15 protein-coding genes are annotated in these 15,717 nt (G+C 58.3%); 4 read left to right on the top strand and 11 right to left on the bottom strand.

The features are described 5' to 3' along the window. Positions 1-63 precede the first annotated feature (63 nt). The 6 genes from J2Z75_RS28720 to J2Z75_RS28695 form a co-directional block, all read right to left on the bottom strand. Positions 64-1,572, bottom strand: a complete 1,509-nt coding sequence (locus tag J2Z75_RS28720) for an O-antigen translocase (RefSeq protein WP_209857344.1) — start codon at positions 1,570-1,572, stop codon at positions 64-66. A 7-nt stretch (positions 1,573-1,579) separates the two neighbouring features. Beyond that, a complete protein-coding gene (gene rfbD / locus J2Z75_RS28715; RefSeq protein WP_209857343.1) occupies positions 1,580-2,497 on the bottom strand; it encodes a dTDP-4-dehydrorhamnose reductase in 918 nt (305 codons plus the stop codon). After that, positions 2,494-3,558: a dTDP-glucose 4,6-dehydratase gene (gene rfbB, locus J2Z75_RS28710; protein WP_209857342.1), complete on the bottom strand. Its 1,065-nt coding sequence runs from the start codon at positions 3,556-3,558 to the stop codon at positions 2,494-2,496. Before rfbB ends, rfbD begins: the two co-directional genes overlap by 4 nt. After that, entirely contained in the window at positions 3,555-4,133 is a 579-nt protein-coding gene (rfbC, locus tag J2Z75_RS28705; protein ID WP_209857340.1) for a dTDP-4-dehydrorhamnose 3,5-epimerase, read from the bottom strand. Before rfbC ends, rfbB begins: the two co-directional genes overlap by 4 nt. Then, positions 4,130-5,008, bottom strand: coding sequence for a glucose-1-phosphate thymidylyltransferase RfbA (gene rfbA / locus J2Z75_RS28700; RefSeq protein WP_209857338.1), 879 nt, complete (start codon positions 5,006-5,008; stop codon positions 4,130-4,132). The genes rfbC and rfbA overlap by 4 nt, the downstream gene beginning before the upstream one ends. Before the next feature lie 87 nt (positions 5,009-5,095). Then, positions 5,096-6,343: a polysaccharide biosynthesis/export family protein gene (locus tag J2Z75_RS28695; RefSeq protein ID WP_327791310.1), complete on the bottom strand. Its 1,248-nt coding sequence runs from the start codon at positions 6,341-6,343 to the stop codon at positions 5,096-5,098. Positions 6,344-6,850: 507 nt separating this feature from the next. Here J2Z75_RS28695 and J2Z75_RS28690 point away from each other — a divergent pair. Then, entirely contained in the window at positions 6,851-7,606 is a 756-nt protein-coding gene (locus J2Z75_RS28690; protein WP_234937642.1) for a helix-turn-helix domain-containing protein, read from the top strand. Positions 7,607-7,668: 62 nt separating this feature from the next. On the opposite strand, the gene J2Z75_RS28685 is transcribed toward J2Z75_RS28690, so the two are convergent. After that, positions 7,669-7,938, bottom strand: coding sequence for a hypothetical protein (locus J2Z75_RS28685; protein ID WP_209857334.1), 270 nt, complete (start codon positions 7,936-7,938; stop codon positions 7,669-7,671). Positions 7,939-8,180: 242 nt separating this feature from the next. Here J2Z75_RS28685 and J2Z75_RS28680 point away from each other — a divergent pair, with 242 nt between their 5' ends. Both J2Z75_RS28680 and J2Z75_RS28675 read left to right on the top strand, forming a co-directional pair. Beyond that, positions 8,181-8,771 (top strand): ankyrin repeat domain-containing protein, encoded by a 591-nt coding sequence (locus J2Z75_RS28680; RefSeq protein ID WP_209857388.1) that lies wholly within the window; start codon positions 8,181-8,183, stop codon positions 8,769-8,771. 46 nt (positions 8,772-8,817) lie between these two features. Next, positions 8,818-9,345: a YHS domain-containing (seleno)protein gene (locus J2Z75_RS28675; RefSeq protein WP_209857332.1), complete on the top strand. Its 528-nt coding sequence runs from the start codon at positions 8,818-8,820 to the stop codon at positions 9,343-9,345. Positions 9,346-9,375: 30 nt separating this feature from the next. On the opposite strand, the gene J2Z75_RS28670 is transcribed toward J2Z75_RS28675, so the two are convergent. The 4 genes from J2Z75_RS28670 to J2Z75_RS28655 all read right to left on the bottom strand — a co-directional run bounded on the left by J2Z75_RS28670 (position 9,376) and on the right by J2Z75_RS28655 (position 14,149). After that, the gene (locus tag J2Z75_RS28670; protein WP_209857331.1) at positions 9,376-11,592 is read right to left on the bottom strand and encodes an adenylate/guanylate cyclase domain-containing protein; all 2,217 of its coding nucleotides are present in this window, start codon (positions 11,590-11,592) and stop codon (positions 9,376-9,378) included. A gap of 669 nt (positions 11,593-12,261) precedes the next feature. Continuing rightward, on the bottom strand, positions 12,262-12,861 hold the full coding sequence (locus J2Z75_RS28665; RefSeq protein WP_234937641.1) for a Crp/Fnr family transcriptional regulator: 600 nt from the start codon (positions 12,859-12,861) through the stop codon (positions 12,262-12,264). A 379-nt stretch (positions 12,862-13,240) separates the two neighbouring features. Further along, the gene (locus J2Z75_RS28660; RefSeq protein WP_209857330.1) at positions 13,241-13,528 is read right to left on the bottom strand and encodes a hypothetical protein; all 288 of its coding nucleotides are present in this window, start codon (positions 13,526-13,528) and stop codon (positions 13,241-13,243) included. 420 nt (positions 13,529-13,948) lie between these two features. Continuing rightward, positions 13,949-14,149, bottom strand: a complete 201-nt coding sequence (locus J2Z75_RS28655) for a hypothetical protein (protein ID WP_209857329.1) — start codon at positions 14,147-14,149, stop codon at positions 13,949-13,951. Between the two features lie 543 nt (positions 14,150-14,692). Between J2Z75_RS28655 and J2Z75_RS28650 the strand changes: the two genes are divergently transcribed. Then, positions 14,693-15,717: calcium-binding protein (locus J2Z75_RS28650; protein WP_234937640.1), on the top strand; the 1,025-nt coding region annotated here is incomplete at its 3' end.

Below are 15,717 nucleotides of genomic sequence, written 5' to 3'. Positions count from 1 at the left end.
TTCCCATTACAAGCCGACCCGTTACCGTCACAGCCAGGCGGCTTTTCGCTCGACCGCAGCGGTTCAGGCCAACGCCAACATCCATCTTCTAAGAGGCTGCGGCAGTTTTTCCGGCGGCAGGAGTTCGATCAGCATTTTCAGCGAATACAGTCCGCTTGTCAGGACTGCCAGCGACCCCAGCGCGGTGGCTTGCCAGAACGGCAGAAACAGCGTCGCACAGAAAATCAGCCCGGACGAAACGAGAAAGATACAGCCGACCTTGAGATTGGCCGCGGACCAACGGAAGCCGGTGAGCTTTCGGGCGAAAAAGTAGATGAACATGCCGTGCCAAAGATACAGCCCGAAAAATGCAGCCGCAGAGCCGACCAGTCCGAATTTCGATACGAGCAACCAGGCCAGGCCGATGTGCACCACGGTTGCTGCGACTTCCGTCCAGAAGAAGATCGCCTGCTCGCCCTTCGCCAGCACGATGAAGCCCATCGGCCAGGCTATGATGCGAAGCAGCATGCCCAGGCAGATCCAGCGCAGGAGATCTGCCGCGCCATAGAATTCGGGCGAATAGAACAACCGCATGACGAGCGGCGCAAATGTCAGTGTCGCGAGTACCCCGGGGCCGGCCAGCAGGATACTGACCCGCGCCTGCTCGTTGACCATGCGGTTGCATGCGACATGATCGCCCGAAATCGCGGTGAGGCGCGGGTAGAAGTCGGTGCCCATCGCCTGCAGGATGAAGCCCGCATAGAGACTGCCGAGCGCCCAGGCGGACTGATACAGTCCGGCAGCGGCAATGCCGCCGTGCTGCAGAACGATGATGCGGACGACATAGGCGCTTGCAAGGGTGAGCAAACCGCTGACCATGAAAACGAGGCCCAGTTTCATCAGGCCGCCCAGTTCCTGCCTGAACTGCGGCGTCGTCAGGTTGGTGGCGTCTTTGGGGATTTTCCGACTGTACCACCAGGAGGTGAGAAGCGTAACCGCGGCGACGGCGACGAGAGACGGCGCAATCCCCTCGGCGCCGAAAATGTAGACGAGGGGGATGGTGATCGCTGTAGCAAAAAATGCGGCAAGCACGTTGATGCGCGCAAGAGTTGAGATTTCCCGCATTCCCTGGATCAGCGCAGTCTGTCCTGCCGAGGCGAGCCGAAAGACAATTGCCAGTGAGAGGAATGCGACGCCGGCGGCGTGCTGGTGATCGCCGAAGGTGAAGCGCGCCACAGGAAACGCCAGCGCTGCCAGCAGGAAAGTGCCGGCAAGGCCGAGCACGACGGATATTCGTTGAAGAACGAAGGCGGTCCGCGCAATCCTGCCGGCGTCCCCCGTTCCGACCGCTTCGGCAATTTGACGAACACCGCTGGACTGAATGCCGAGCCCCGCAACCGTCTGGGCAATGTCGGCGATCGAACTGTAAATGCCCATCAGTCCGACGCCTTCCGGGCCAAGGATGACAGCCATCGCCTTGTTGCGGATGATCGAAAAGCCCACGGTCACCAGCGACGAGCCGCCGATCAGAACCGTCGACTTGAGGATCTGCGTGTAGCTTTGCCCTTCCGTCGGGATTTCGCGCACGGTCATGGATTGTTCAAACCTCTTGCCCGTCGCGCGGCTGCGGGGAGTAATTCGGGTAGTCCCTGTCGATGATGCGCCGGACGACCGTTTCTACGCTCGCTTGCCAGCTTGGCGCACGCCAGCCGAAAACTCTTTCGAACTTGTCGGTCGACAGGCAGGAGTTCGCCGGACGTTTGGCCCTGGTGCGGTAGTCGGATGAACGAATGTCCTCGACGTCCGCAAAAGGACCGCCCAGGGCCCGGCTCACATCAAAAATATGCCGGGCGAAGCCCGACCAGTTGGTCTCACCCGTGCCGGCCAAATGATAGATCCCGGAATAATGTCTTGCCGGGTGGGTCGCAACGAGAAGGATCGCCGCCGCCAGATCCAAAGCGGATGTGGGGTTCCCCCACTGATCGGAAACGACACCGATGCTGTCCCGCTCGGCGGCGATGCGCAGCATGGTTCTGACGAAATTGGCGCCGAAGGGACTATAAACCCAGCTTGTCCGGAGAATGATGTGACGGGGGTTGACGCTGGCCACCGCGCGTTCGCTGCGCAGCTTGGTGTAGCCGTACACGGTTTTCGGTTCGGCTTCGTCATCTTCCAGATAGGGATAAGGATCGGTGCCGGAGAAGACGTAGTCGGTGGACAGGTGAATGATCGGCACACGCAGCACCGCGGCGGCTTCGGCAACCGCAGCTGCTCCTGTCACATTCACCGCATAGGCGAGGTTCCGTTCGTCCTCTGCCCGATCGACGGCGGTATAGGCGGCAGCCGAAACGACGATCTCAGGTTTTACTGCCAGAATCGTCTGGCGCACGGAAGGGGGATCGGCGAGGTCGAAATCCGGTCGACCGACGGCGATCAACTCGATGTCGTCCATATAGGCTGCGGCCTCGACAAGACTGGTGACCACTTGACCATTCTTGCCGGTCACCAGGATTTTCATTGCCCTGCTGCCAATCTGCCAAGGCGGCTGCCGCCGTAAGTGCCTTCACGGATCGGCTTCCACCACCATTCATTGTCGAGATACCATGCAATGGTTTGCGCCAGTCCGGTTTCAAAGCTCTCCTGTGGTTTCCAGCCCAGATGGCTTTCTATTTTCGCGGTGTTCATGGCGTAGCGGCGGTCGTGTCCCGGCCGATCGTCCACGAAAGTGATAAGGTCGCGGTAGCTTCGGGAGTGATTGCGCGGCTTCATACGGTCGAGAATGTCGCAGATCGCCTGCACCACTGCGAGGTTGGTGCGCTCGCAGCCTCCTCCGATATTGTAACTTTCGCCGATCGCACCCTTGCTGGCGATCAGGGCCAGCGCGCGCGCATGGTCCTCGACAAAGAGCCAGTCGCGGACATTCGTTCCGGCCCCATAGATCGGCAAGGGCTTCTCGTCGAGGGCATTCAAAATCACCAGCGGTATCAGCTTTTCGGGAAAGTGATACGGACCGTAGTTGTTCGAACAGTTGGACATCACGATCGGCAGGCCGAAGGTCTGGTGCCAGGCGCGAACCAGATGATCCGACGCCGCCTTCGACGCGGAATAGGGCGATGACGGCGCGTAGGGTGTCTGCTCGTTGAAGGTGCTGTCGTCGAAGGGAAGGTCGCCGAAGACCTCGTCCGTGGAGACGTGATGGAAGCGGAATTGCCGTGCTTTCCGGTCGGGCAGTTCGCGCCAGTATTTCAGGGTTGCCTGAAGAAGCCGGAAGGTGCCGACGATGTTGGTTTCGATGAACTGGGCCGGTCCGTCGATCGACCGATCCACATGGGTTTCCGCGGCCAAATGGATGACGCGATCGATCTCTTCCCGTCTCATCAACTCGATCAACGCGGCCTCGTTGCAAATATCCGCATTGACGAAGCGATAGTTCGAGCAGTTCTCGATCGACCAGAGCGAGGCCAGATTGCCGGCATAGGTCAGCTTGTCGACGTTGAGAACGTTTTCTCCGACGGCGACGAGATGCCGGCAGAGTGCTGAACCGATAAAGCCGGCGCCACCTGTCACAAGAATGTTCATGGGCCGCACCCCTCAAGCATGTCGAAGATTTCGGCTTCCTCGAGCGAGGGCGCCAGACGGTCGTTGTCGGACAGTTGAAATGTAGAGGCATTCATCGGCCAGATGATGCCGATGTCGGGATCATCGAAGCGTATGGAGCGGTTGTGGCTGGCCGAATAGGGGTTGGTGACCTTGTAGATCACCTCCGTGTCCGGCTCGAGCGTGAGAAAGCCGTGCGCGAAACCCCTTGGTATCAACACCTGGTTCCATTTGTCGGCGGAAATCCGAACTGCGGTCCAATGGGCGAAGCTGGTCGACCCTCTTCGGATATCAACGGCGACGTCGAAGACGGACCCCTTCACGACCCGGACCAGCTTGTCTTGCGCATAGGGGGGCAACTGGTAGTGCAGCCCCCGCAGCACTCCTGTCGCCGTGGAGCGGGAGTGATTGTCCTGGACGAAGTCGAGCGTCACGCCGTTTTCGGAAAGCCGTTGCGCATTCCATGTTTCCGAGAAGAAACCCCGGTCGTCCTCGAATTTCGGCGGCAGGATTTCCAGCACGCCGTCCAGCCCGAGCGATTTGATTTGGAGGCTCATGCTGCATATTCCTCCACACGACGGCGGAGATAGGCGGCATAGGCCGTCTTTCCGAGGAGGCAGGCGCGGCGGAGAACGTCCTGCGGCCGGAGCCAACCCATTTCCAGGGCAATTTCCTCCGGGCATGCGATCTGGATGCCTTGCCGGCGCTCGACGGTACGGACGAAGGAGGAGGCATCCTGCAGGCTCTCATAGGTGCCGGTATCAAGCCAGGCATAGCCACGCCCGAGCTGGCAGACATGCAGGTCTCCCCGTTCGAGATAGATATTGTTGACGGTCGTGATCTCGAGTTCGCCCCGTTCCGACGGCTTGATGGACGAGGCAATGTCCACGACATCGTTGTCGTAGAAGTAAAGTCCGGTCACCGCCCAGTTGGACTTTGGCACGATGGGCTTCTCTTCGATCGTCATCGCCTTGCCCGTGGCCTTGTCGAAGCTGACGACGCCGTATCGTTCCGGATCCTCGACATGATAGGCAAAGACGGAGGCGCCCTTTTGCCGGGCGGTGGCCTGCCGGCAGATATTCGGGAGCCCGTGTCCGAAGAAGATATTGTCGCCGAGGATCATCGCGACATTATCCTTGCCGATGAAATCCCGGCCGATGATGAAGGCTTCGGCCAGTCCGTTGGGATGGGGCTGTTCCGCGTAGGAAAGGCTGAGGCCGAAATCGGAACCGTCGCCGAAAAGCTCCCGAAAACAGGGTAGATCGCGCGGCGTGGAAATGATGAGTATCTCGCGAATCCCCGCGAGCATCAAAACGCTCAGGGGGTAATAGATCATCGGCTTGTCGTAGATTGGCAGCATCTGCTTCGACACCGCGATCGTGAGGGGATAAAGGCGCGTGCCGCTCCCCCCCGCGAGTATGATCCCCTTCATCTTAGATGCCCCTGGTTTCTGTTTCTCGTTGCCCCTGATGGTTCAATCCGCGGCACCACCCTGCCGTCATGCAAAGCGTTCGGCCACTCATTGACTGGCCTGTTCTGATTGGGTTTTCTGCCCAGCCGAAAGTTCCGTTGTGTCAGGAGATGCAGGAGAAACCTTGCGAAGAACCCGCACGACATCGCCTGGCTGGAGGACGGTTGAATCCGATGCCGAGACTTCCCTGGCCGATCCGCCGCTCTGCCGCGTGACGGTAAAGGCCAGCATCATGCCGCCGCGGGTTTCCGAGCCCGTGTCTCCGGACAACGCTTCAAGGAGAAGTTTCTGCGTCGTGGCCCGCTTCAGCGTCTGCTGGTCGAGACTGGCCTGTTCCGATTGGAGCTCGGAGGCAACCTCGGTTCGCTGCTTGTCGTAGAGCCCATCGAGGTTGCGCGTCGTTTCGGCGATATTCTGGCGAGCGCGCATGATTGCGGTCACAAGGTCGAGCCGGTTTCCATAGTAACTGCGCAATGTACGCTCAAGGTCGGACTGGCGTGTCGGAAGGGCGATGCCGCGCTCGACCATGCCTTTGACGTTGGTCAACTCCTTTCGGATCGACTCGATATCCTCATCCGTGCTGACGATTTTCTTTTCGATGATGGCGATCTCGGACGTCAGCAGATCGCGAAGCTCCGCGTAGGATTTCGACTGCCGGTCCATGTCATTCATGCGAGCGGCATGAATGACCTTTTCCTGCTGGAAGATTGCCGCGGCGAGGCCGCTATCGTCCTGCGCCTCCTGTTCAAAGCGCATTTCCTTTGCGCCCGACATCTCGGCCTGAAGCCGGACAATTCTGATCTTGCTGCGCAGGATCGAGTTGCCGATCTCCTGCAACTGGCCGACATAGCCTGTTTTATCGATGGAACCCTGGGCGCCGTTCAACGGCCGGAATTCTCCACCGCTCATCGCCAGCGATTGCAGGACTGTCAGTCCCGGATGAAACTTGTACTCGCCAGGCTTGTTCACGTCTCCCACGACGTAGATCGGCGGCTGTTCGAGAATCTCGACGGTCGCGTCGGGCGTCTCCACCAACCCCATCCTGGTTTTCAGTCTTTTGGCGATTTCCGTCGCCAGCGTCGTGCTGTCCAGCTCGCCCACCGGCAGGGTGCCGATTATCGGCAGGGACACCGTTCTCGTTTGCGAAATCAGGAATTCGCCGCCGAGTGCCTCCCATTTCTCGTAAACGCCTTTCGTGGGCATCCACTGGACGACCGTTAGGCGAATTCTTGTCTGTGGCACGAGTTGATAGCCATCCGCCAGAACGGGCGAAAAACCACCCCCGAAAACACTCATCGTGACCACAACGAACGCCGCACGGAGTGAACTACCGTATCGCCAGGAAGAGACGTTCAATGTATTTCTCCAAACTGAAAATATACCCGGCCGTTCCATGGCCGAGAGGCAATAAACAGCTTCCAGTGTGCCTATTCGACAAAGATTGAGAAGGGGAAGAGCGGCGGTTCTGCTTCATCAATATGGCTGAGATCGGGAAGCGACACCTGTCGAGAATATGACGGCGGCTATATCGATTGATCTAGACCGATCTAAAGGCGGGCCGGGGTGAAGGAGGGGTAAGAGAGAAAACGAGGGTATACCGTCGCTTGGAGGTCACGCATGCTACTCTCCTCGTCCGTTTGGATGAGAGACGGCCTGGCGATATCGCCAGACGCATTGAACATCGATCCTGTCTCAGCCCTTTTGCGTCGTCGCCGTCGTTCGCAACCTAAGCTACAGTCCTGCGGATAGTGCGTGGATTCCGTTCGCCCTGTCGCTGTGGCAAGCGCAGACGAGCTTAGAGTGATGGGTACGGATATGATGCTGTTGGACGGGAATGAGCATGACGCTGCCGGGGCCAGAAGGCGGCTTGAGCCACAACGCGTCATATTGATCTTGACGAACAGCGGGAGCATATCGGATCGCCTGATCGACGCCGTCGAGCGTGAGTTCCCGTGGATCCGGGTCGAACAGGTCGACGCGGTCGGCGCTGCCTGCAGAGCCTTTGCTCATCCCGTCGCACTCATTCTGGTCGATACAGCCCTGATGAGGACGGCGGAAGCTGCATCGGCAGAACTCCTGCGCATGCATCCACATGCACTGACCGCCGTCATTGAGCCTTATGACAAGGTCTCGGTCACATCCCTGAGCGATGTCCTTGTATCTCCGCTCATTCGAAGCGTTCTGCCAATGGACCTCAGGCTCGATGTCTGGCTGTCGATCATACGTCTGCTGCTCTGCGGCGGTGAGTACTTTCCGCCCGGATTCGTTACTCAGGCAAAACCGCGCGACCAGAGACCGGCCTCATCTGAAAACAACGGTGGTGCACAAAGCCGAGCGATCAATATGGCCGAACTGACCACACGAGAATCGCAGATCCTTGGGATGGTTTCCCACGGTCTCCAAAACAAGCTGATTGCCGCGGAATGCGGGCTTTCGGAGCATACCGTGAAGATTCATCTGCACCACATCATCCGGAAATTGGGTGTCCACAACAGGACGGAGGCCGCTGCGAGGTTTCGCAGCCTCCACGACAACGGGCGATTGATGAATGAGAATTGATCCGGAAGAACCGTCGATCGAGTGTCCTTGGCTTTCCGGATTTCCTCTGTTTGCAGCAGTTGTCATGGCTCAGCCGCGGGCCAGTCGTTGGACGGCTCGGGTTCGGTGGATAGGCCGGTACCGGTCTCGTCTTTGGCCAGATCGAAATCCTCCGCGTAGGCAAGCCGCAGATTTCTCAGCACCTCCTCCATCGCGTTGATCGTTTCAATCGTGCCCCAGCCTTTCGTGTTCGCGTCCGCGATGATGTCCTGCAGGGCGCTTTCAACTGTCTCCTGGCATGCAAGGTCCCGATCGGGATGGCTTACTCTGTGTTTTGCTGCTTCGATTGTCATGGTGCCCTCTATCGCCATAGAACTTAAGGGAGGCCTAATTTGTTCCCTGCCCATGTGTTTAGCGCATCCATGCAATACAACCCGAGCCACCGTGTCGGTTGCTTCTCGCGGGGCCGGTTCTTTGCAGGTTCTCCAATCAAGTCGGCAAACGGCTATGGCAATTCTTGTTCCCATCACCCATTCGTGATAGCTTATATACCGTTCAGCTCTTGCGAGACCAAAGCGGGATCGGTGGGTCTGTGATGAAATATCTTTGCATTTCCGTCCTTGGAACAGTGCTCTGGGCTTCGGTGACGTTCGCCGGCCCGCTGCACGATGCGTCCAGAAATGGAGATGTCGAGGGCGCCAAACGTCTGCTCGATCAGGGTATCGATTTGACCGAGCCTGACAGCGCGGGCGATCCGCCCCTCATCCTCGCATCACTTGCCGGACATGCCGGGGTGGTCGCCGTTTTGTTGGAACGGGGCGCCAACCTTGAGGTTCGCAACAAAAGTGGACTGACCGCCTTGCACGCAGCCGCCTATGGCGGAAATCTCGACGTCGTAAAGTTGCTTGTCGCCAAGGGCGCGGCGGTGAACGACAACAGGAATTTCTACCATATGACGCCGCTCCATGCTGCCGCCGAAGAAGGCCACGCGGACGTCGTGGCGTTTCTGCTGGCCAGCAAGGCGGATATCGAAGCAAAGGAAAGAAACGGCGTTACGCCTTTGACCCAAGCCGGGTGGCGCGAGCATTGGGATACGGCGGACCTGCTTTTGAAAGCAGGCGCTGTCTGCCAGCAAGCCGGAATCGTTGGCGAGTGGCTCTACACCGAATGCACGAAACGGAAATGATTCGAATTGAGGCAACAGGCCACGCCGGCAAAAACGGAGTATGCTTATGTCAGACAATAAACGAAGCCGCCAGGTAGGCATCGCAGCCGCCATAGGAGCCGCTGGTATCGTTCTCCTGTTCGCCCAGATCGCGGTGGCCGAGGATCCCCTGGTCAACACGGGTTATTTCGGCGATGTCGCCATCAAGGGTTACGATCCGGTCGCCTATTTCACGCAGAACGAGGCCGTGCAAGGTTCGGGGAAATATTCCTACCACTGGCTGGGCGCGACCTGGCATTTCTCAAGCTCGAGAAACCGGGATATTTTCATGCGCGATCCGGCCAAATACGCGCCGCAGTACGGTGGATACTGTGCTGACGGGGTTTCCTTGGGAACCGTCACCACCAATATCGATCCAAAGGCCTGGCGGATCATCGAGGGCAAGCTCTACATCAGTTATGATCCGGGTGCTGCCGAGGGCTTTGAAAAGAATCCGACCAAGGTCGTCAATTCGCAGAAGCATTGGGCCGAAGTGCAGCAGACCCTCGTCACGGAAAAACTGCAGAAGGATTGGCGGCAGTATACTGCCAATTGACCTGCCGGGCGTTGTCTTTCCTGCGTTTTTTCATGGGGCAAGAGAAAAGAATTTCAGGGCCTGCGGCGTGACATGGACGTATTGCGCGGTCGGGTCCTGCTTGGCGGTATTGCGATAAACGTATCCGCACACTATGCGGTCCAGGAAATAGCCAGCAAACGTCTCGCACAGGCGATCGTCGCGGATTTCGGTCACCCCTGTAATGCTGGTATTGGCGCTGCGGTACGCGGTGTTTCCCGACTTGTCGAAATACTGGATGAAGTCGGTGCCGTTCTTGTGTTTGCCGACCCATGTCTTGTCGGTGACAAGATTGCGCAATTCCGACCCTGAAACCCGGTCGGCCTCTGCTCCTTCAAAGCCGAAAGGCCATTCTGGAATGCCGGCTGCCCGGAGACCGTCCAGATGGTACTGAAGGTCTTCATCATGCCAATAGTCATAGAGATAGCCGTAGTAAGTCAGATTGCTATCCGGAAAGAGCTTGAGCAATTTTGCCGCTTCGTCGCCGCCGCGCACCCGATCTCCCCTGATCGTATAGGCGGCGGTCAGGTATTCGTGCACGGGTTCCGCGTTTGGCAGCGCGTCGCGCGCCGCCTCCATCAGCGGGATCGCCCGTTCGTTGTCGCGCGCGGTATAAAAAACGATGCCGGCCAGCAACTGAAAACTCGGCGGGGGCGATGGATCAAGCCGCAGGGCTTTCTCCATTTCGACGATCGCCTGTTCATGGTTTCCGGTGTGAGCCAGAATGAGTGCGAGGTTTCCAAAGGCCTCGGCATCGCTTGGCTGGGCCTGAACGGCTTTGTTGGCGGAATCCATCGCCTCCGTCTCCCGACCGTCGACCAGCTGAAGCAGAGCCAGGACAGCGAGTGCCCGCGCATTGTTGGCGTCCAGCTTCAAAGCCTGTCCCGCCGCGTCATAGGCTATTTTCCGGGCCACCGCCGCCGACCAGAGGTAGGTATAATCATTGCGCCAGACATCGACGGCCACGCGGGCGATGCCTGCGTGCGCATTGGCAAAATTCGGATCGAGATCGATTGCCTTCTGGTAAAACGACAAGGTCCTGCGATAGGTCTCGACATCGCTGTAGGTAATACCTTCCTGTTCCGCTCTCAGATAATAGTCATAGGCCTCCAGATTGCCGGTGGGGATCCGCGCCAACTGATCCCGCTCGCCCTCGCTCAGCTTGACGGCCAGGGCCGAAATGATCTTGCCGATGACATCGTCCTGCACTGCAAAGAGGTCGGCATATTGACGATCGTAGCGCTCGGCCCAGAGGGAAAGCCCGGAGACTGCGTCGATAAGCTTGACGTTGATCCGCAGCCGTGGCCCCGCCCGCTGCAATGTGCCTTCCAGGACGTAGTGGACTCCAAGTTCCGCGGCTACGTCCTGAATCTTGCCGGGCGTGTCCCCGATCGCGAAAACCGAATGGCGCGCGATCACGAACAGGCCGGAGACCTTCGACAGTTCGGTGATGAGGTCGTCTGTCAAACCCTCCGCAAGATGATCATGTTCCTTGTCGCCGCTGACATTGATGAAAGGCAGCACTGCGACCGATGGCTTGTCCGGCAGAGGATAAGCCAACCGGGTCACTGCCGCCGGCGTGTGGATAAGGGTCCACGGTTGCCACCAGAGCGCCGCACCGGCCAACAGGAGCGTCATGACTGCGGCCGTTGCGGCTGGGACCCGCCAGGAGCGCCGCTTTTTTCGCACCCCGATCGTCTTGCCAGCCGCCGCGGGGTCAAGCACGATACGGTACACCCGTATCGGCTCGCCAATGCTTTTGACCGTTTGCTCGCCGAGCGAGGCGTAACCGACTGCGAGTTTCGATTTCACCTGGTCATAGGCAGGCCCTGAAATGGCAATGCCTCCCGGTTCTGCCAGCGCCTGTATGCGGTCGGCTATGTTGACGCTGTCGCCGTGGATGTCCTCGCCCTCGACGATAATGTCGCCGAGATTGACGCCAACCCGGAACTCGAGCCGCTGTTCGGACGGAGCCGAGGCGTTTTGCTTGGCCTTTTGCTGCTGCACTTCTATCGCGCAGCGCAAGGCGTCGACGACGCTATGAAACTCGACCAACAGGCCGTCGCCCATGGTCTTGACCAGGCGGCCGCTGTATTCGGCGATCCGCGGTCCGAAAATATCCTTCATATCCGCCTGGAAACGGATGCGCGTACCTTCCTCGTCGATCTGGCTCAAGCGACTGTAACCAACGACATCGGCGATAAGGATTGCTGCGAGATGACGCTCCATGTTCGGGCTTTCTCGGCGTGCGCTGGGCAATATTCTACAGTAGGTCTGTTGCCGACGCTATCGCGGCTGTCCAAATCCAAAAGTGCCGCCACCCGGAACAGGCCGATGGCCATTGCCGAGCGCATGCCTCTTGTGCCGAGCCCCGAGTTGATGCCTGCGGGCATCCCCATCATAAGTCATTGCCGCCCCAAGGGCCAACCGATCAAAAAATGCGAGGCCTGGGCAGTGTGCGAGACTCGCCACCCAGGCCTCTGGTCGCTCCTGTCCACATATGGTGGCGGCGACCTGTAGAGGCTTGGCCTTGGGGAAGACAAAACCTCCAGCCGACGGGAGATGGGGCCTCTCGATCGACCGGTTTAAGTTTAGCAACACTTAATACGCTCGCAATATGAAAGGTCATCATCATCATGATCGTTCGCGAGCCAACGTCGCTTGGTATCGTCGATATCGATACTACGCCTCCCGGGTAGGACGGGCGCGCTACTGGCATCAAGGCCATCCATAAGGCGCAGGGTTGGTCCGAAATCGGCTATAGCCGGATCATCAATCCGGACGGGCGAGCCAAGACCCCACCTTGGCGAGATGTTCGGTGGAGTCAACGCAATGAGACGGCCGGACTTTCAAGCATTGTCAAGGATGCGCGGCTCACCATGCTGCCGCAACTGCGCCTTAAATATTGACGCCAATAAGGCGCTGATATTCCCTTTCAGCCTGCCCATAGGTGTCGCCGGCAAAATCCTGAAGACCCTTCCTGTCGCGAACCCTGACAAGGCCTCGCTCGGCTTCGATCATATGCTTGCCTTCCAATACATGCAAAGCAGTGGTGACGCTTTGGCGCCTGACCGCCAGCATGATCGAAAGGAAATCATGGGTCAGCCCGATCGTATCGCCGTCGGTCCGATCATGGCACATCAAGATCCAGCGTGCGAGCCGCTCCTCGATGTGCTGTGTGGCATTTGCAAGCGCGGTAAAGGCCGTCTGGACGGATACTGTTTGGACATAGCGCGTCAGGAGATTGCGAATCAGGTAGCTCTCGCTCAGCGCGTGGGAGAGTTGAACACTCTCAATACGAAAACCGTTGCCTGCGACCTGCATGAAGATTGAATAGGGAGCAGACCCGGCATTCAGGATGAGCGCAGTCGGCGACATGCCCTCGCGACCGAAGATGCCGATTTCCGCGCTTTGACCGTTGGCCACGGACGCGACGATGGAGCCGATACCGGATTCGATGAAGTAGCTATAGTCCGAAAGCTGGTTCGGCGAAGACAAAGCAAACGTCCGGGGAAGGTCCACTGCCTCAAGGTGAGGCGCAAGACGCTGAAAGTCCTGACCTGAAAGCGAAGCCAGGAGGCGATTTCGGACTGCTTGTTGGACAGGTGACCCCATCGCTCTCTCCTCACAAGGGCAAGAGCAATTGAATCTCCTAGCCGTCCGCTGCAAAAAAGTTGCGGACGATGTAGGCAACTTATCCTTTAACGGTGTTCCCTTTATGGTCAGGAAAAAAATCCGCACAAGCCAGCGAAAGACCTGTGTCCGATAGCGGACGAAGGCGATATGATGTTTCCGGTTGCCACTGGTTCGCAAAGGTCGCGATCAGCGCGGTCTGCTTTGTTCGAATGAGAATATTTCTCGCGCTTGACCGTAGTCGTCAACCGGCGTTCGGCGTGGTGTCTGTGGCGAGTTCTGCCCATTCCGCATAGAGAACCAGTTGGGCGGCCAGCTCCTTGGCTGCGGTCGGGGACATCACGGCTTGTATCTGATGCGGAGCGCGATCCGTCTTTTGATATTCATCCCACTCTTGCCTGGAAATTGCGTAGCCCACGCGCATGACGACGTGGTGTGAGGGGACCGAGGCCACGCCCCACTCGAGGAGAGTCTGCGTTTCCAGTTGATCGTGCTTCTTGAAGCGCCATTTGGAGCGGTCAGTTGGGGTCACGAGGTAGTTCCTCCTGATAATCGAATAGTTTGCAGTGAACTATGCTCAAATCTCTTTTCATGACTTAAAGCCGACATGCCGCCGTGGCGATATCGTTTTTGCCCGTCGTTATGGCCGACTATCGATGTAAACGTGGTAACCGCCTCGTTGTTCCGGCAATTCGCCAGGCGCAGCGAAACGACAGTTTCGACCGCGCGCGGTCAGGGGCGAACTTACGTTTCCTGGAGGTTTGGGATGCGGTGCGCGCTGGGAATGACAGAATGGCGCCGCTTGTCCGGACAATGGAAAAGCCCGCTCGTTTTTTCCCCGTGCGGGCGTTTTCAGGTGGCGTACATTATGCAGTGTAATGGCGCCAATTACGTTTTACCGCTCGTATCCGGATTTTCTAAAAGCGCCAGTGCGGCACATTTCCAACAATCCTCACCGAGACAGATTACGGACGAGCGTGACCAGTTCGGCATCATCCACCGTACCGTGCTGAAATGCGTGCATGATGACCAAAGCCAAATCCAGGGCTTCAAGCCCGTCGGAATGGATATTGCGATGTTTGCATTCGTCGGCAAGAACGCCCTGCATCATTGCAACCGTTTTGCCGCTTATGGGTTCTTCGTAAAGAGACATGTCTTTACCCTCCCATGGGGCGAAGGCCTAACGGCCTTCCAAGCACCAACGCCGTTGGTGGCCGGTGACACGGCATAATGCGCTTTTGGAGTCGAAATTAAAAGTTAATTTGTCCGGTACCGGACATTCTGGTCGAGTGCCTTTTATAGCACCGGCAATTGATCATCAAAACGCCTGTCTCTTGGCATTGCCATCTTGCACGCGGCTGTGAGGAACGCCTTGTGATGTGGCCGATGCCGGGTGCTATCCCGCACCGGTGCATCCAGATTGTGCGGGCCTCAACGACCAAAGAAGGGTGCTCGGATAAGGAGGAATAGGTAGGCGGGGTGAAGATCGATCCGACCGCGATGTGTTATTCTCCAGGGTATCGAAGGCAAACCCGGTGCTCTGCCAATCAAGTCAGGCCTGCGGGATTGTACCGTCATCAACGACAGGAAATGCGAGATCGGACGACGCCGTCGCGATAAGCGCGAAAACGCGTCAGTTGTACAATTGCCTGGGTTTTTGAAGGCCATGTGAATCCGTGTAACGCTTGGGGGCGATATGGCGAACATCACCGTAAATAGTGGCTTTGGTTTCGATATCCGCGACCTCGATTTTAGTGGAATTACGCATGCGGTATCTTACACCCGCAGCAGTACCCGTTTTGTCGCTCAATACGCGATGGGCAAGGACGAGTTCCGTGGCGCCAACTTTACCTATGACAGAATGGGTGCGCCGACTGGCGGTACAGTCACGAGCTACGGCATCTGGTTTCAGGCAACTCGGGCATACCTCATTGACGAGGTCAGCCTGTCAATGAAGAGCATCATGGCGGCTGCACGGACGCCTGGCACCAGCGATGACGTCAACTTGGTTGCCGGCGCGCTCAAGGGAGCCGACAACTTCAATGGCGGCGACGGCGCTGACTACGTGAAGCTCTACGCCGGCAATGACACTGCCAGCGGCGACGGCGGCAACGACATCATTTCCGGTGGAGACGGTAACGACACGCTCAAGGGCGGCGATGGAAACGACAAGCTCTACGGTGAGGCTGGCGCCGACAAGCTGGATGGCGGCGCCGGGACGGACACTGCCTCCTACGCCGCCGCTGCGGTCGGTGTAACGGCAAGCCTCTCCAATGCTGCGGTCAACACCGGCGAAGCCAAGGGCGACGTCTATGTGTCGATAGAGTGGCTGGCGGGTTCGACCTTCGGCGACAAGCTCTACGGCAACGGCAGCGCCAATCTGCTCGCTGGTGGCTCGGGCAATGACCTTCTGAATGGAGGCGCCGGCGCCGACAAGCTCGACGGTGGTACAGGGACGGACACCGCCTCCTATTCCGGCGCATCCGCAGGCGTGACGGCCAGTCTCGCCAATGCGTCCATCAATACCGGCGATGCCAAGGGCGACACCTATGTGTCGATAGAGTGGCTGGCGGGCTCGACCTTCGGCGACAAGCTCTATGGCAACGGCAGCGCCAATCTGCTCGCCGGTGGCTCGGGCAATGACCTTCTGAATGGAGGCGCCGGCGCCGACAAGCTCGACGGTGGTACAGGGACGGACACCGCCGCCTATTACGGCGCATC

It is taken from the genome of Rhizobium herbae (genome assembly GCF_017873135.1).
Lineage (GTDB): Bacteria > Pseudomonadota > Alphaproteobacteria > Rhizobiales > Rhizobiaceae > Pararhizobium > Pararhizobium herbae.
Note: the sequence above shows the minus strand (reverse complement) of the source record. Positions and strands in the feature narration are given on the sequence as shown.